Raw genomic sequence first — 16,272 nt, 5'->3', positions numbered from 1 at the left:
CGCGCGCGGGGCTCACCAGCGGATCGGCACCGGCAGCGCCGTCAGCGCGGCCGACACCGCCACCACGACCGCCAGGACCACGACCTCCGCTCGCGCGGGTACGTACGCGGTCCCGCGGTCGGGGGCGCGGCGCAGGCGCAGCCGCGCCGCCAGGGCGAGCGCGGCGACGACGGCGACGAGGAGCACCTTCGCGAGCAGCACCCGCCCGTACGCCGTCGTCGTCAGCTGGTCGAGGACCGTGCTCGGAGGCATCCGGCGCAGGGTGCTGCACACGCCCGTCGCGGTGATGGCCGCGAGCAGTACCGCGGCCACGCGCGCGTAGAGGCCGAGAAGCGCCGTGCCCGCTTCGGGGGCGCTCGTCCGCCAGGCGTACGTGGTGCGCAGCACGTACAGCAGTCCGCCCACCCACAGGGCGGCGCAGCTCAGATGGATCAGGGTGAGTCCCGAGCCGAGCAGCGCGCTGTCCTCGGCCGCCGGATGCGCCCGCAGCGCCTCCGCGACCGCCACGGCGGCCAGCGGGAGCAGCGCCGTCGCCGGACGCCGCCAGCGGGCGCACAGGCCCGCGAGCAGGAAGCCGTTGACCTCGACGAGCGCGAGCGTCCCGTCCCGCGTCCCGCCCAGGCCGCCGAGGTCCAGGGCGTCGACACCGCTCGGGATCAGATTCCCCGAGGCCACCACGGAGGCGAGCCCGAGCGCGGCCGCGAACCCGGCCCACGGCGCGTACGCCGACCAGGTGCGGGGCGGCTCCCGCAGCGGGTCCACCCTGCGCGCGAGGAATCCGGCGAACACCTCGCCCGCCTGGACGCACAACGCCCCGAACAGGACCGTGCGCAGCAGCGCGATCACGCCGACGCCGGGCGCCGCGGCCTCACCGGTGCCCTCGAGCGCGGCGCGCGGCCCGAGCAGCGGGATCAGCGCGGCCACGGCGACGAGCACGAGCACGGCGACGGCACGTCCCGCGCCGGGTCTGCGCAGGGTGACGTCGGCCCCGACGGAGACGGGCGCCTCGGTGGGCGGCGGTATGGAACTCACCACTGGATCTTCACCAGGTGGCGCGGACTCCGGCAAGCGCAGACCAACAAGTGGGGCACGGGGATCCGGACGACGTGGCGACGGGTCCGGTGCTGCGCTGGATCGGTTCACGCCTACGTAGGACGCGCATTCGTGGCCCCGCGGTTCATCCGGCCGGCAGCCACGCGGCCTCGTCCGTGCCCCAACAGCCCGGGGGACGCGCCCAATTCGCGGGGCCCCCGCCGAACGACAGGGGCGGCAGGGCGTGCCGCAGGCGCCCGACCGGGCTGTCCGCCTCGGTCAGCCAGGCGGCCGGATCCTGCGCCTCGTACGGCTCCGCACGCTCGCCGTAGCCCCTCGGCTGCGCCCCTTGGACCAGCCAGGCCGCCGTCTGCGCGAGCGCGAGCCGCACCACCCGCGTACCGCCCTGCGCCGTCTGCTCGGTGAGCGCGCGCAGCACCGCCGCCGCGAGCAGATAGCCCGTGCCGTGGTCCAGCGCCTGCGCGGGCAGCGCCCCGGGCCGCTCGGGGGAACCCTCTGCCGCCGCGATGCCCGCCGCCACCTGGACGAGGCTGTCGAAGCCGCGCCGCCCGCTCCACGGCCCGTACCCGCCCCAGGCCGACAGCGCCGCCACCACGAGCCCCGGCCGGCGCGCGGCGAGCGCCTCCGGAGCGAGCCCGAACCGGTCGAGCGCGCCGGGCCGGTACCCCGTGACCACCACGTCCGCGCCCGCGAGCAGCTCGTCGAACGTGCGCCGGTCCACCGCGTCCGTCAGGTCGAGCCGGGTCGAGCGCTTGCCGAAACCGGTGTCGGCGTGCGCGTCCGCCGCCTCGGGCAGCTGCGGCGCGTCCACCCGCAGCACGTCCGCGCCGAGCAGCGCCAGGGTGCGCGTGGCGACAGGACCCGCGATGACCCGCGTGAGGTCGAGGACCCGGATACCGGCCGCGGGCGAGAGCACCCCGCGCGACAGCGCACGGCCCGGCGCCGAGTCGACCCGGTCGAGCGTCAGGAGCGGCTCCTCGGCGACAAGGGCGCCCTGCGGATGCGTCGCCCACTGGTCGGGCGTGCGCAGCGCGACGGCCAGGCCGCCCGCCGCGTACACGGTCTCCTCGACCTCGTGCGCGGAGCGCTCCGCGAGCAGCGCCGCCACCTCGTCCGCGCCCGCGTCCGCGGCGACCCCGAGGGCCGCGCACAGCCGCGCCCTGTGGTGCGGGTAGTTCGCGTGGGTGCGCAGCCAGCCGTCCCGCGTCCGCCAGAAGCGCGACAACGGCGCGAAGTTGACGGGCGCGCGCCCGTCGATCAGCAGATGCCGCTCGCTGGTGAACGCGGTGGCCACCGCTCCGTCGTCGACCCGCACCCGGATGGCGCCGACGGGATGCCTCGCGCGCGTGGCGGCCAGTTCGGCGGCGGCCAGCGAGCAGCAGCCGACGCAGGCCCGGGCCAGATCGACGACGGGGAGGCGGGCGGGCAGCGCACCCGCGCGCGTGCGGTACGAGACGCGGGCGAGCAGGGCGGGGTCGCCGCCGAGCGCCGCCCACGCGGCCCTGGCGTCGACGGGTGCATGGGGCGCATGTGTCATGTCCGCACTATCGCGCAGCACTTGGCCCCGGCACACGGTCGGCGCACACAGGGGCCGGGTGGCGTGCGCCACCCGGCCCCTGTTCAGGCATCTTCCGCGGAGCGGGTTACTTGACGGCCTTCAGCGCGTCGACGATCCCGTATCCGTAGAAGCCGTTGCGCCGCTCGGGGCCCTCGCAGACCGCGTCGACCTTGCCGTCGCCGTCCCCGTCGTAGGCGGTCGGGCACGGCTCCTTGTCGGCCTGCGCCTTCATCAGGGACTGCAGCTGCGCCGGACCGGCCTTCGGGTGCGTCGACTTGAGGAGCGCGGCGACGCCCGCGGCGTGCGGCGAGGCCATCGACGTACCCTGCAGCCAGCCGTACTGGTTGCCCGGCAGCGTGGACAGGATGCGGCCGTCCTTCGACGGCGTGTCGGTCGGCTTCTTGTACTTGTCGCCGCCCGGCGCTGCGATGTCGATGACACCGTTGCCGTACGTCGAGTAGTACGACTTGGCCTTGGTCACGCCCGTCGCGCTCACCGTGACGACGCCCGGCAGCTGGGTCGGGATGTCGAAGCAGCTGTGCGGGTCGATCGTGCGGTTCACCGGCGTGGAGTCGTCCGGGCTGGAGTCGTCCAGGATCGCGTCGGAGTCCAGGTCGTGGTTGGAGTTGCCCGCCGACGCCAGGTTCAGCGTGCCCTTCTTCTGGGCGTACAGCTGGGACCGGTTCACCGCGTCGACGATGGCCCGCTGGTCGGGGTCGTCCATGCAGTTGTAGAGCCACGGGTCCACGTAGTAGCTGTTGTTGGTGACCTCGATGCCGTGGTCCGCGGCGAACACGAAGGCGCAGACGACGCTCTCCGGGTAGAACAGCTCGCTGACCGGGTCGGCCACCTTGATGCCCGCGACCTTCACGCCCGGCGCGACACCGGCGACGCCGATCCCGTTGCGCGCGGCGGCGATCTCACCGGCGACGTGCGTGCCGTGGTAGTGGTCCGGGTTCGCGGGCCGCCAGGCGCCCGGCGAGGTGTCCGCCTTGCCGCCGACGCAGTTCGCGGACTGCGACGCGGAGAAGTTCGGGGCGAGGTCGGGGTGCGTGTCGTCCACACCGGTGTCGATGACGCCGACCGTGACCTTCTTGCTGCCCGGGTTGATCTTCGCGGCCTTGTCGGCGCCCATCGCCCGCAGGTCCCACTGGTCGGCCTCGAGCGGCTCCTGCGCGGAGGACGCCTTCGTCGCGAGGGACTTGGCCTCCGCCTTGGAGAGCTTCTGGACCGCGCCCTCCTCCGTGGTGCCGGACGGGGTGAACGGCGCGGTGCGGGTCGCGCCCGCCGTGGCCACGCCCTTCGCCGCGCGCAGCTGCTTGCCGAAGTCGGGGTTCGAGGAGTGCACGACGAAGACGCCGATCTTCGCGTACGTGGCGACTATGGAGCCGTCCGCCGCGGATATCGCCTTGCTCACCGAGGAGATCGTGCGGGCATCGGTGCCGCGCGTGTTCACCACGTACGCGAGTGAGGAGGCCGAACCGGCCGTCACCGAGGGCGAGTCGGCGGCGGGGGCCGCCGTCGCGGACGGCAGGAAGCCGAAGGAAGCCGTCAGGGCGATACCGATCGGCAGGGCGAGGGCCAGGCGGCGCCGCCGGGACGGCAGGCGTCTGGAAGGCAGATGAGCCATGGGGTCTCCACATCATCCGTCGTTTATGGAAATGCCCGGTGCACGCGTGTGTGTCGGGCAGGTACATGACGCGTGGTGCGGTGTGAACGTATCTCTGGTCGCCGCAGGTCATCAACGAGTTCCGAAAGAAGTTCCGAAAGAAACAAGGCGAGTTGAACCGCGTCGACCGTGCTCCCGTGCCGTTGTGCAGGGGGTCGGGGAGCTCTACCATCGCGACCCGGCCCGCGTGATCCAGATCACGTTGAGGTTAAGACAGCACCCCATTGCGAGGAGAGTCCGTGGCCACCGACGCCCCACCACCGCAGCAGGGCAGCCCGCACGACGGGCCCGCGCTGCCCTCCACCGAGAAGTTCATCGAGGTGCAGGAGGGCGCGGAGTTCGGTGAACTGCGCCGCGCGCACCGCTCGTTCGCCTTCCCGCTGACCATCGCGTTCATCGCCTGGTACCTCGTGTACGTGCTGCTGTCGAACTACGCGGGCGACTTCATGGGCACCAAGGTGTTCGGCAACATCAACGTCGCCTTCGTGCTCGGGCTCGCCCAGTTCCTGACCACGTTCCTCATCGCCTGGTGGTACTCGCGGCACGCCGCCACCAAGCTCGACCCGAAGGCCGAGGCCATCAAGTCCCGTCTGGAGGGCGGCGCGTGAACCCCCACCTGTCCCAGGTCCCCCTGGCCGCCGAGGCCAGCGAGCACCGGCCGCTGATCATCAGCCTGTTCGCGGTGTTCGTCATCGCGACCCTCGTCATCACCGTCTGGGCCGGCCGCCAGACGAAGAGCGCGTCCGACTTCTACGCGGGCGGCCGCCAGTTCACCGCCTTCCAGAACGGCCTCGCGGTCTCCGGCGACTACATGTCCGCCGCGTCGTTCCTCGGCATCGCGGGCGCCATCGCGCTCGCCGGCTACGACGGCTTCCTCTACTCGATCGGCTTCCTGGTCGCCTGGCTCGTCGCCCTGCTCCTGGTCGCCGAACCGCTGCGCAACTCCGGCCGCTACACGATGGGCGATGTGCTCGCCTACCGGATGCGCCAGCGCCCGGTGCGCACGGCGGCCGGCACCTCGACGATCGTCGTCTCGATCTTCTACCTGCTCGCGCAGATGGCGGGCGCGGGTGTGCTCGTCTCGCTGCTGCTCGGCATCACCTCGGACGCGGGCAAGATCGGCATCGTCGCGCTCGTCGGCGTCCTGATGATCGTGTACGTCACCATCGGCGGCATGAAGGGCACCACGTGGGTGCAGATGGTCAAGGCGGTGCTGCTGATCATCGGCGCCATCCTGCTGACCTTCCTCGTGCTGCTGAAGTTCGACTTCAACATCTCGGACCTGCTGGGCACGGCCGCGGAGAACAGCGGCAAGGGCTCGGCGTTCCTGGAGCCCGGCCTGAAGTACGGCCTGACCTCCACGTCGAAGATCGACTTCATCTCGCTCGGCATCGCGCTCGTGCTCGGCACGGCGGGCCTGCCGCACATCCTGATCCGCTTCTACACGGTGCCGACCGCCAAGGCGGCCCGTAAGTCGGTCAACTGGGCCATCGGCATCATCGGCGCCTTCTACCTGATGACGATCGCGCTCGGCTTCGGCGCGGCCGCGCTCATCAAGCCGGAGGAGATCATCGCCTCCAACCCGGCGGGCAACACGGCGGCGCCCCTGCTGGCACTCCATCTGGGCGGCGTCGACTCCAGCTGGGGCGCGATCCTGCTCGCCTCGATCTCGGCGGTCGCCTTCGCCACGATCCTCGCGGTCGTCGCGGGCCTCACGCTCGCCTCGTCCTCCTCGTTCGCGCACGACATCTACGCGAACGTGATCAAGAAGGGCAAGGCCTCCGAGAAGGACGAGATGAAGGCGGCCCGCTGGGCCACCGTCTTCATCGGCATCGTCTCGATCGCGCTGGGCGCGCTCGCCCGCGACCTGAACGTGGCGGGCCTGGTCGCCCTGGCCTTCGCGGTCGCGGCCTCCGCCAACCTGCCGACGATCCTGTACTCGCTGTTCTGGAAGCGCTTCAACACCAACGGCGCGCTGTGGTCGATCTACGGCGGCCTGTTCACGGCGGTCTTCCTGGTCCTCTTCTCGCCCGTCGTCTCGGGCAACCCGAAGACCTCCATGTTCAAGGGCGTCGACTTCCACTGGTTCCCGCTGGAGAACCCGGGCATCATCTCGATCCCGGTCGGCTTCCTGCTGGGCGTCATCGGCACGTACGTCGCCAAGGAGAAGGCCGACAAGGGCAAGTACGCGGAGCTCGAGGTCCGCTCCCTGACGGGCACCGGAGCGCACTGACCTGCTCCGTCCTTGGTCGTGCCGTGCCCCGCGTCGTAGGTCCCTACGACGCGGGGCACGGCACACTCGTCTGTTCGCAGGCCTGCCGCTGTCAGAGCCGTCACGTAGGCTCGGGATCAGTAGGTAAGAACACGCCGAGGGAGGGGGCCCACGTGCTCATCGACACATACGGCCGAGTGGCAACCGACCTGCGGGTCTCGCTGACCGACCGGTGCAATCTGCGGTGCACCTACTGCATGCCCGAGGAGGGCCTGCAGTGGCTGGCCAAGCCGGACCTGCTCACGGACGACGAGATCGTCCGCCTCATCCGCATCGCGGTCACCGACCTCGGCATCACCGACGTCCGCTTCACCGGCGGCGAGCCCCTGCTGCGGCCGGGCCTCGTCGGCATCGTCGAGCGGGTCGCCGCCCTGGAGAACCGCCCGAAGATGTCCCTGACGACGAACGGGATCGGGCTCAAGCGCACGGCGGGCGCGCTCAAGGAAGCGGGCCTCGACCGGGTCAACGTCTCGCTGGACACCCTCCGCCCCGACGTCTTCAAGACCCTGACCCGGCGCAACCGGCACCAGGACGTCATCGACGGCCTGGAAGCGGCGCGCGACGCGGGCCTGACCCCGGTGAAGGTCAACTCCGTCCTGATGCCGGGGCTGAACGAGGACGAGGCCCCGGACCTCCTCGCCTGGGCTGTGGAGAACGACTACGAGCTGCGCTTCATCGAGCAGATGCCGCTCGACGCCCAGCACGGCTGGAAGCGCGAAGGCATGATCACCGCGGGCGACATCCTGAGCTCGCTGCGTACGCGCTTCGAGCTCACCGAGGAAGGGGAGGGCGAGCGCGGCTCCGCGCCCGCCGAGCGCTGGATCGTGGACGGGGGACCGCACCGCGTCGGCGTCATCGCCTCGGTGACCCGCCCGTTCTGCTCGGCCTGCGACCGCACGCGGCTCACGGCGGACGGCCAGGTCCGCACGTGCCTGTTCGCCACGGAGGAGACGGATCTGCGGGCGGCCCTGCGCTCCGAGATGCCGGACGAGGAGCTGGCCGCCATCTGGAAGCGCGCCATGTGGGGCAAGAAGGCGGGCTCGGGCCTCGACGACCCCTCGTTCCTGCAGCCGGACCGCCCGATGTCGGCGATCGGCGGCTGAGGGGGGCGGGGGCTCAGCCCTCGGTGTCCGGCGCTTCCCACTCCGCCAGCGCGACGACGTCCTTCAGGAACCCGCGCACGCCGAGGAACTTGGTCAGGTGCTCGCGGTGCTCGTCGCACGCCAGCCACGTCTTGCGGCGCTCCGGCGTGTGCAGCTTCGGGTTGTTCCACGCGAGCACCCACACGGCGTCGGCGCGACAGCCCTTGGCCGAGCACTGGGGAGTTTCGGGCGACGGTCCGGAGAGGTTCGCGAGGTTCACGCGTCAACCTTAAACGCCCCGCAAATGGCGACGCCGAGCAGCCACGGGGGGAGCTGCCCGGCGTCGGTCCGTCGCTCCGACGGGGGATGCGGAGCGCTCACGCAGTATGTCACGGGGGACCCGCCGCCCGGCACCGGAACAACATGATTGATCTGAGCTTTTCTTGAGCTTTGTCGACCGCTTGCACGCAGGGCGCGGCCGTCGCTCAGGCCCGGTCCTCCGGGGCGGATTCCGCGGGGTCGGCGGCCGGTACCGGCGAGATCATGGGGCGCGAGGGCGCGGGCACGAAGGTCGACGGCAGCGAGGGCGCGTTCTCCCGGCCCGCGTTGGCGAAGACCACGGCGACGTAGGGGAGGAGTGCGCCGAGCACCAGCGTCACGATGGCGACGTGCCGCTCCACGTTCCACAGCACGGCCGTCAGGATCACCGAAACGGTGCGGACCGACATCGAGATGATGTACCGGCGCTGCCGGCCGCGGACATCGTCGGCGAGGCCCTGCCGGGCTCCCGTGATCCGGAAAACCTCTGCCCCACCGCTGTCCTTGCGCTTCCGCATCACACTCCACCACCCGCCTGCTCGCCGGACGCTCCCCGGTCCGGACTGCGTCCACGGTACGCCCGGTATGCGTCGGCTACGAGACCGGGGGCGGGCCCGACCTGGGAGCGTGGCCTGCGCCGTACCACGTACGGAGCTGTCCGACATGCGCCGTATGGCGTACGCGGCGAGACTGATCGCGTGGGCGGCCGCTGAGCGCCCCCGCACCGTGCGAGGAGGCGACGACATGAGCTGGTTGTGGGCGATCATCGTGGGTCTGGTGCTCGGCCTGATCGCGAAGGCGATCCTGCCGGGAAAGCAGCAGATCCCGCTCTGGCTGACGGTGGTCTTCGGCATCATCGGCAGCGTTCTGGGCAACTGGGCGGCCACGGGCATGGGCGTCAACGACACCAAGGGCATCGACTGGATCCGCCATCTGCTGCAGCTGATCGGAGCGGTGGTCGTGGTGGGCGTGGGCGACCGCTTGTGGGTGGCGCTGCGCGGAAACAAGAGCAAGGCCTAGACCCCGGAAACGGGTGCCCAGAACCCGGAAACGGGTGAAGGCCCGGCGCCGCCTGAGGGGCGGGCCGGGCCTTCCGGGTGTGCGGGGCGCTTCCGGGTGCGCGGGGCGAGAGCCCTACGCGCCCTTGACCTCCACGGCCGCGAGGTTCTTCTTGCCGCGCCGCAGCACCAGCCACCGGCCGTGCAGCAGCTCGTCCGCGCCCGGCACGAAGTCCTCGGCGGCGACCTTGACGTTGTTCACGTACGCGCCGCCCTCCTTCACCGTGCGGCGCGCGGCCGACTTGCTGGCGACCAGGCCGACCTCGGCGAACAGGTCCACGACCGGGCCGAGCTCGGCGACCTCGGCCTTCGGCAGCTCGGACAGGGCCGCGGCGAGCGTGGCCTCGTCCAGGTCCGCCAGGCTCCCGTCGCCCTGGCCGAACAGCGCCTTCGACGCGTTGATCACGGCGGCCGTCCAGTCGGCGCCGTGCACCAGCGTCGTCAGCTCCTCGGCAAGGGCGCGCTGCGCGGCACGGGCCTGCGGCCGCTCCTCGGTCTGCCGCTCCAGCTCCTCCAGCTCCTCGCGGGACTTGAAGGACAGGATCCGCATGTACTTGGAGATGTCCCGGTCGTCCGTGTTCAGCCAGAACTGGTAGAACGCGTACGGCGTCGTCATCTCCGGGTCGAGCCAGATGGCGCCGCCCTCGGACTTGCCGAACTTGGTGCCGTCCGCCTTCACCATCAGCGGCGTCGCGATGCAGTGCGCCTCCGCCTCCGGCTCCAGGCGGTGGATCAGGTCGAGCCCGGCCGTGAGGTTGCCCCACTGGTCGGAGCCGCCCTGCTGGAGCGTGCAGCCGTAGCGGCGGTACAGCTCCAGGAAGTCCATGCCCTGGAGGAGCTGGTAGCTGAACTCCGTGTAGCTGATGCCCTCCTGGGACTCCAGGCGGCGGGCCACGGAGTCCTTGGTCAGCATCTTGTTGACCCGGAAGTGCTTGCCGATGTCCCGGAGGAACTCGATCGCGGACATGCCCGCGGTCCAGTCCAGGTTGTTCACCATCGTCGCCGCGTTCTCGCCCTCGAAGTCGAGGAACGGCTCGATCTGGGAGCGGAGGCGGTCGACCCAGAGCCTGATCGTCTCCGGGTCGTTCAGCGTGCGCTCCGCCGTCGGGCGCGGGTCGCCGATCTGGCCCGTGGCCCCGCCCACCAGGGCGAGCGGGCGCAGGCCCGCCTGCTGGAGCCGGCGCATCGTGAGGACCTGCACCAGGTGACCCACGTGCAGGGAGGCCGCGGTCGGGTCGAAGCCGCAATAGAACGTGACCGGACCGTCCGCGAGCGCCTTGCGCAGTGCGTCCTCGTCAGTGGACTGGGCCCACAGGCCACGCCACTTCAGGTCGTCGACGATGTCGGTCACGGTTCTGGTTCTCCTTGCTGCGTTTTCCCGGGGGGTGCCCCCGGACCCCCAGGTCTGCTGGAACCCTGCCAGTCTATGGGCGCCCACCGACAGCGCCGTACGGCATTGTCCTCAGACGCCCTGGCTGACCGAGCTCATGTTGAAGTCCGGCACCCGCAGCGCGGGCATCGCGGCACGAGTGAACCAGTCGCCCCACTCCCTCGGCAGCGTCTTTTCCGTCCGGCCTGCCTCCGTGGCCCGCGCGAGCAGGCCGACCGGCGACTCGTTGAACCGGAAGTTGTTCACCTCGCCGACGACCTCGCCGTTCTCCACGAGGTACACGCCGTCCCGGGTGAGGCCCGTGAGCAGCAGCGTCGCCGGGTCGACCTCGCGGATGTACCAGAGGCAGGTGAGCAGCAGGCCCCGCTCGGTCCCGGCGACCATCTCGTCCAGGGACTTCTCGCCGCCCCCGTCGAGGATCAGGTTGTCGATCGCGGGGGCGACGGGGTGCCCGGTGAGCGCGGCGCTGTGCCGGGTCGTCGTGAGGTGCGCGAGCTTCCCCTCGCGGATCCAGTCGGTGGCGCCGACGGGCAGCCCGTTGTCGAACACCGACGACGCGTCGCTGGAGGAGTGCGCGAGGACGAACGGCGCCGATTCGAGCCCCGGCTCGTGCGGGTCGCTGCGCAGGGTCAGCGGCAGCTCGCTGAGCCGCTCGCCCACCCGCGTACCGCCGCCGGGCTTGGAGAACACGGTGCGGCCCTCGGTCGCGTCCCGCGCACCGGACGACCACATCTGGTAGATCAGCAGATCCGCCACGGCGGTCGGCGGCAGCAGCGTCTCGTAGCGCCCGGCGGGCAGGTCGATCCGCCGCTCCGCCCACCCGAGCCGGGTCGCCAGGTCCGCGTCCATCGCGGCCGGGTCGACGTCCTTGAAGTCCCGCGTGGAGCGCCCCGCCCACGCCGACCGCGTGCGCCCGTGCGACTTGGCGTTCAGCTCCAGGGTCCCGTTGGGCTGGTCGTGCCGCAGCCGCAGGCCCGCGGACGTACCGAGATAGCTGCTGGTCAGCTCGTGGTTGGCGAACCCGTACAGCTCGCGTCCACCGGCACGCGCGCGTGCGAACGCCTCGCCCAGCGCGGGTGCGAACTCCGCGAACACGGCGGACGAGGTCTCGGCGGGCGCCTCGGTGAAGTCGGGGGAGTGCGGTACGTCGCCGATCAGCGGCTGCGCGTCCTCGGCGGGCCCGGCCTTGGCGGCGGCCTCCTCCGCGGCGCGCACCAGCGGCTCCAGGTCGTCCGCGGTCACGGCCGACCGGGACACCACGCCGGACGCCGTGCCCTCCTTGCCGTCGACCGTCGCGACGACGGTGAGGGTGCGCCCGCGCGTCACGCCGTTCGTGGTGAGCGCGTTGCCCGCCCAGCGCAGATTGGCGGTGGACGTCTCGTCGGCGATGACCACGCAGCCGTCGGCCCGCGACAGCTCAAGGGCGCGCTCGACGATCTCGTACGGCTTGCTGGTACGCGGGCTCATCGACCGGCCTCCTGCGTGGTGTTCAGAATGTTGACGCCCTTGAAGAGCGCGCTCGGGCAGCCGTGCGAGACGGACGCGACCTGGCCCGGCTGGGCCTTCCCGCAGTTGAAGGCGCCACCCAGGACGTACGTCTGCGGGCCGCCGACCGCCGCCATCGAGCCCCAGAAGTCCGTGGTCGTCGCCTGGTACGCGAAGTCCCGCACCTGCCCGGCGAGCTTCCCGCCCCGGATCGCGTACGCGCGCTGCGCCGTGAACTGGAAGTTGTAGCGCTGCATGTCGATCGACCACGACCGGTCGCCGACCAGGTACAGACCCCGGTCGACCCCGGCGATCAGGTCCTCCGTGGCGAGTCCGCCCGGATCCGGCTGCAGCGACACGTTCGCCATGCGCTGGACGGGGACATGCCCGGGGGAGTCCGCGTACGCGCAGCCGTTGGAGCGCTCGAAGCCGGTCAACTTCGCGATCCGCCGGTCGAGTTGATAGCCGGCTAGCGTGCCGTCCTTCACCAGGTCCCAGGACTGCCCGGCCACGCCCTCGTCGTCGTACCCGATGGTGGCGAGCCCGTGCTCGGCCGTGCGGTCACCGGTCACGTTCATGATCTCGGAGCCGTACTTGAGCTTCCCGAGCTGGTCGAAGGTGGCGAAGGAGGTGCCCGCGTACGCCGCCTCGTAGCCGAGCGCGCGGTCCAGCTCCGTGGCGTGCCCGATCGACTCGTGGATGGTCAGCCAGAGGTTGGACGGATCCACGACCAGGTCGTACGCGCCCGCCTTGACGCTCGGCGCGCGCATCTTCTCCGCGAGCAGGTCGGGGATCTCGGCGAGCTCGGCCTCCCAGTCCCAGCCGGTCCCGGTGAGGTACTCCCAGCCGCGCCCCACCGGCGGCGCGATGGTGCGCATGGAGTCGAACTCGCCGCTGGAGTCGTCCACGGCGACCGCCGTCAGCTCCGGGTGCAGCCGCACGCGCTGCTGCGTCGTGACGGTGCCCGCCGTGTCCGCGTAGAACTTGTTCTCATGGACGCAGTACAACGAGGCGTCCACATGGGACACCCCGTCCGCCGAGAGCAGCCGCGCGCTCCAGTCGGCGAGCAGCCCGGCCCGCTCCTCCTCCGGCACGCCGAACGGGTCGATCTCGTACGAGGAGACCCAGGTCTTCTCCGCGTGCACCGGCTCGTCCGCCAGCTCGACCCGCTCGTCGGACCCGGCGGCCTTGATGACCTGCGCGCTGAGCTTCGCCATCGCCACGGCCTGCGAGGCGACCCGCGCCGCGCCGTCCATCGTCAGGTCGACACCGGAGGCGAACCCCCAGGTCCCGCCATGTACGACGCGCACGGCGTATCCCAGGTCAGTGCTGTCCGACGCCCCGGACGGCCGGGCGTCCCGCAGCCGCACCGACGCACCGCGCACCCGCTCCAGACGGAAGTCCGCGTGCTCCGCTCCCAACGCGCGTGCGCGCGCGAGGGCGGCGTCGGCAAGTGCCCGTAGGGGCAGCGCGAGGAACGACTGATCGATCTCATGGGCCATGGGCGGCTTCCCCTTCGGTCGCGGCGCGAGCGGCACAGTGCGTGTGAGTGAACCACGACACGTGCTGTCTGTGGGAACCCCACAGAGAGCACCCCCTCGCCCTGTCGCCCCCGGATTCGGCACCCGGTGTCGCGGCCGGATAGGTTCAACAGGTACCTGACCGCCGAACGAAAGGGTGATCCGTTGAGCCGCTCGGTTCTCGTCACCGGGGGAAACCGGGGCATCGGCCTCGCCATCGCCCAGGCCTTCCTGGAGCAGGGCGACAAGGTGGCCTTCACCTACCGCTCCGGAGAGCCCCCCAAGGAGCTCGTCGACGCCGGCGCCCTCGCCGTCCGCTGCGACATCACGGACGCCCAGCAGGTGGATGCCGCGTACAAGGAGATCGAGGAGAAGCACGGCAACGTCGAGGTCCTCGTCGCCAACGCCGGCGTCACCAAGGACCAGCTCCTCATGCGCATGTCCGAGGAGGACTTCACGTCCGTCCTCGACACCAACCTCACCGGCACCTTCCGGGTCGTGAAGCGCGCCAACCGCGGCATGCTGCGCGCCAAGAAGGGCCGCGTCGTGCTGATCTCCTCCGTCGTCGGTCTGCTCGGTTCGGCGGGGCAGGCGAACTACGCCGCCTCGAAGGCGGGCCTGGTCGGCTTCGCGCGCTCGCTCGCCCGTGAGCTCGGTTCGCGCAACATCACCTTCAACGTCGTCGCCCCCGGTTTCGTGGACACCGACATGACCCAGGCGCTCACCGACGAGCAGCGCCAGGGCATCGTGTCGCAGGTGCCGCTCGGCCGGTACGCGCAGGTCGAGGAGATCGCCGGAGTGGTGAAGTTCCTGACCTCCGACGACGCCGCGTACATCACTGGAGCCGTCATCCCGGTTGACGGCGGACTGGGAATGGGTCACTGAACCATGGCTGGAATCCTCGAGGGCAAGAAGATCCTCATCACCGGTGTGCTGATGGAGTCCTCCATCGCCTTCCACACCGCGAAGCTGGCCCAGGAGCAGGGTGCGGAGATCATCCTCACCGCCTGGCCGCGGCCGACGCTCACCGAGCGCATCGCCAAGAAGCTGCCGGAGCCCGACAAGGTCAAGGTCCTGGAGCTCGACGTCTCGAACGACGAGCACCTCGCCCGCCTGGAGGGTCAGGTCCGTGAGCAGCTCGGTGACCGTCTCGACGGCATCGTGCACTCCATCGGCTTCGCGCCGCAGGACGCCCTCGGCGGCAACTTCCTGAACACGCCGTTCGAGTCCGTCTCGACGGCCATGCACGTCTCCGCCTTCTCCCTGAAGTCGCTGACCATGTCGCTGCTGCCGCTGATGACCGAGGGCGGTTCCGTCGTCGGCCTCACCTTCGACGCGCAGTTCGCCTGGCCGCAGTACGACTGGATGGGCCCGGCCAAGGCCGCCCTGGAGGCCACCAGCCGCTACATGGCGCGCGACCTGGGCAAGCAGAACATCCGCTGCAACCTGATCTCGGCGGGCCCGATCGGCTCGATGGCCGCGAAGTCGATCCCCGGCTTCAGCGAGCTGGCCTCGGTCTGGGACTCCCGCTCCCCGCTGGAGTGGAAGCTCGAGGACCCGGAGCCGGCCGGCCGCGGCATCGTCGCGCTGCTCTCCGACTGGTTCCCGAAGACGACGGGCGAGATCGTGCACGTCGACGGCGGTCTGCACGCCATCGGCGCCTGACATTTGGCTCACTCGTTCGGCCCACCGGCCGGGCGGGCCGTAGGGACCTCCACGCACGCTGGTGCGAGGAGGTCCCTACGTGCGTGTGCACCCCCGTTTCACCGCCGCCGTCGTCCTGCTCATATCGCTGCCGTACCTCGCCGCATGTGCCCCCGCGCAGGGGGCGACGGCAGAGAAGGGCGGCCACGCGCGCGTGGCCGACAAGAAGCGGGAGCGGTTCGGCGCGGACTGCCGGATCGAGATCGACCGCGACCTCGTGAGCGCCATCTGCCACAACCCGTACCCGACGGTCGACCGCGTCGCCCTGCACATCGAGTGCGCGAAGTGGTGGGACATCGACACCGATTCACGCCCGAAGGCGGTGTTCCCGGCCGAGACGTTGCGGATGGACGGCCGGTGCTGGAAGAACGTGCGGACCGCCTGGGTCAGTCACCACAGGCCGGCGTCGTGAGCCGGCCGGGGCGGCAGTCGAACGGATAGCGCGCGGCCTCTTTGGCGGCGGCCTCGGCGTCGCCCGCCCGGATCGCGTCGACGAGCGTCGCGTGGTCCATGTGGTTCTCCGCGGTGAGGTGCTCGCCCACGTCCTCGCGCAGCCAGTCCCGCATGACCTCGCCGAGGTCCGCGTACATCGCCGTCAGCACGTCGTTGTGGGACGCGGCCACCACGGCCAGGTGGAACGTCGCGTCCGCCGACACGAACGCCTCGGTGTCCCCGGAGGCCCAGGCCTCCTCGCGCCGCACCAGCAGCGCGTCGAGCTGCTTCAGGTCGCGCTCGGTGCGCCGCTCCGCAGCGAACTTCGCCGCGCTCGACTCCAGCGTGGCGCGCAGCTCGGCGATGTCCTGCGGGGCCGCCTCCGCGAACCGCCGCTGCATGACACCCGCCAGCTCGCTCGTCGCCACGACGTATGTGCCCGAGCCCTGCCGGATGTCCAGCAGGCCGTTGTGCGCGAGCGCCCGGACCGCCTCCCGCACCGTGTTCCTGGCCACACCCAGCTGCTCCACGAGCTCGGGCTCCGTCGGGATCCGGGAGCCCACCGGCCACTCGCCCGAGGAGATCTGGGCGCGCAGGGCGGAGATGACCTGCTCGGACAGGGCCGAGCGCTGGGGAGAGGTCAGCGGCATGACGTTCCTTCGTGCGGGCGGGGGCGTGACGGGGCCGGGGTTGTGCGGGGGAGAACCGATTGGACAGCCAATCATCCCATG

General features: G+C 71.2%; 16 protein-coding genes. 7 read left to right on the top strand and 9 right to left on the bottom strand.

The features are described 5' to 3' along the window. Nucleotides 1–12: 12 nt before the first annotated feature. From ACZ7L4_RS13360 to ACZ7L4_RS13350, 3 genes are all read right to left on the bottom strand, one after another. A complete protein-coding gene (locus tag ACZ7L4_RS13360; RefSeq protein ID WP_472102090.1) occupies nt 13–1,032 on the bottom strand; it encodes a CopD family protein in 1,020 nt (339 codons plus the stop codon). Nucleotides 1,033–1,177: 145 nt separating this feature from the next. Next, the gene (locus ACZ7L4_RS13355) at nt 1,178–2,590 is read right to left on the bottom strand and encodes a CoA transferase (protein WP_472102088.1); all 1,413 of its coding nucleotides are present in this window, start codon (nt 2,588–2,590) and stop codon (nt 1,178–1,180) included. Between the two features lie 106 nt (nt 2,591–2,696). Then, entirely contained in the window at nt 2,697–4,241 is a 1,545-nt protein-coding gene (locus ACZ7L4_RS13350) for a S8 family serine peptidase (protein ID WP_472102086.1), read from the bottom strand. Nucleotides 4,242–4,519: 278 nt separating this feature from the next. Here ACZ7L4_RS13350 and ACZ7L4_RS13345 point away from each other — a divergent pair, with 278 nt between their 5' ends. The 3 genes from ACZ7L4_RS13345 to moaA all read left to right on the top strand — a co-directional run bounded on the left by ACZ7L4_RS13345 (nt 4,520) and on the right by moaA (nt 7,655). Beyond that, a complete protein-coding gene (locus ACZ7L4_RS13345; protein WP_399239577.1) occupies nt 4,520–4,888 on the top strand; it encodes a DUF485 domain-containing protein in 369 nt (122 codons plus the stop codon). Next, a complete protein-coding gene (locus ACZ7L4_RS13340; protein ID WP_472102084.1) occupies nt 4,885–6,513 on the top strand; it encodes a solute symporter family protein in 1,629 nt (542 codons plus the stop codon). Before ACZ7L4_RS13345 ends, ACZ7L4_RS13340 begins: the two co-directional genes overlap by 4 nt. Nucleotides 6,514–6,665: 152 nt before the next feature. Continuing rightward, complete coding sequence (moaA, locus tag ACZ7L4_RS13335) at nt 6,666–7,655, top strand: GTP 3',8-cyclase MoaA (protein ID WP_472102082.1); 990 nt, start codon at nt 6,666–6,668, stop codon at nt 7,653–7,655. 13 nt (nt 7,656–7,668) lie between these two features. On the opposite strand, the gene ACZ7L4_RS13330 is transcribed toward moaA, so the two are convergent. Further along, nucleotides 7,669–7,914, bottom strand: coding sequence for a hypothetical protein (locus ACZ7L4_RS13330; protein WP_385766714.1), 246 nt, complete (start codon nt 7,912–7,914; stop codon nt 7,669–7,671). A 205-nt stretch (nt 7,915–8,119) separates the two neighbouring features. Beyond that, on the bottom strand, nt 8,120–8,470 hold the full coding sequence (locus ACZ7L4_RS13325; RefSeq protein ID WP_422430196.1) for a DUF3099 domain-containing protein: 351 nt from the start codon (nt 8,468–8,470) through the stop codon (nt 8,120–8,122). Nucleotides 8,471–8,696: 226 nt separating this feature from the next. On the opposite strand from ACZ7L4_RS13325, the gene ACZ7L4_RS13320 reads away from it, so the two are divergent. Continuing rightward, nucleotides 8,697–8,972 carry a GlsB/YeaQ/YmgE family stress response membrane protein gene (locus ACZ7L4_RS13320; RefSeq protein WP_385766708.1) on the top strand — a complete coding sequence of 92 codons (276 nt, stop codon included), beginning with the start codon at nt 8,697–8,699 and terminating at the stop codon, nt 8,970–8,972. Nucleotides 8,973–9,086: 114 nt separating this feature from the next. Here the strand turns inward: ACZ7L4_RS13320 and tyrS are convergent, their stop codons facing one another. From tyrS to ACZ7L4_RS13305, 3 genes are all read right to left on the bottom strand, one after another. Then, nucleotides 9,087–10,361 carry a tyrosine--tRNA ligase gene (gene tyrS, locus ACZ7L4_RS13315; protein WP_472102080.1) on the bottom strand — a complete coding sequence of 425 codons (1,275 nt, stop codon included), beginning with the start codon at nt 10,359–10,361 and terminating at the stop codon, nt 9,087–9,089. 111 nt (nt 10,362–10,472) lie between these two features. Continuing rightward, the gene (locus ACZ7L4_RS13310; RefSeq protein ID WP_472102078.1) at nt 10,473–11,867 is read right to left on the bottom strand and encodes a metallopeptidase TldD-related protein; all 1,395 of its coding nucleotides are present in this window, start codon (nt 11,865–11,867) and stop codon (nt 10,473–10,475) included. After that, the gene (locus ACZ7L4_RS13305) at nt 11,864–13,387 is read right to left on the bottom strand and encodes a TldD/PmbA family protein (protein ID WP_472102076.1); all 1,524 of its coding nucleotides are present in this window, start codon (nt 13,385–13,387) and stop codon (nt 11,864–11,866) included. Before ACZ7L4_RS13305 ends, ACZ7L4_RS13310 begins: the two co-directional genes overlap by 4 nt. Before the next feature lie 183 nt (nt 13,388–13,570). Here ACZ7L4_RS13305 and fabG point away from each other — a divergent pair, with 183 nt between their 5' ends. From fabG to ACZ7L4_RS13290, 3 genes are all read left to right on the top strand, one after another. Beyond that, entirely contained in the window at nt 13,571–14,290 is a 720-nt protein-coding gene (fabG, locus tag ACZ7L4_RS13300) for a 3-oxoacyl-[acyl-carrier-protein] reductase (RefSeq protein ID WP_450814856.1), read from the top strand. A 3-nt stretch (nt 14,291–14,293) separates the two neighbouring features. Further along, on the top strand, nt 14,294–15,070 hold the full coding sequence (gene fabI / locus ACZ7L4_RS13295; RefSeq protein ID WP_450814855.1) for an enoyl-ACP reductase FabI: 777 nt from the start codon (nt 14,294–14,296) through the stop codon (nt 15,068–15,070). 79 nt (nt 15,071–15,149) lie between these two features. Then, on the top strand, nt 15,150–15,521 hold the full coding sequence (locus ACZ7L4_RS13290) for a hypothetical protein (RefSeq protein ID WP_472102074.1): 372 nt from the start codon (nt 15,150–15,152) through the stop codon (nt 15,519–15,521). Here ACZ7L4_RS13290 and ACZ7L4_RS13285 read toward each other — a convergent pair. Further along, a complete protein-coding gene (locus tag ACZ7L4_RS13285; RefSeq protein ID WP_472102072.1) occupies nt 15,496–16,191 on the bottom strand; it encodes a FadR/GntR family transcriptional regulator in 696 nt (231 codons plus the stop codon). The two genes, ACZ7L4_RS13290 and ACZ7L4_RS13285, sit on opposite strands and share 26 nt — an antisense overlap. Nucleotides 16,192–16,272: the final 81 nt, after the last annotated feature.

This window comes from Streptomyces sp. NPDC107575 (assembly GCF_055657265.1).
This window is presented reverse-complemented; position numbering and strand designations above follow the sequence as displayed.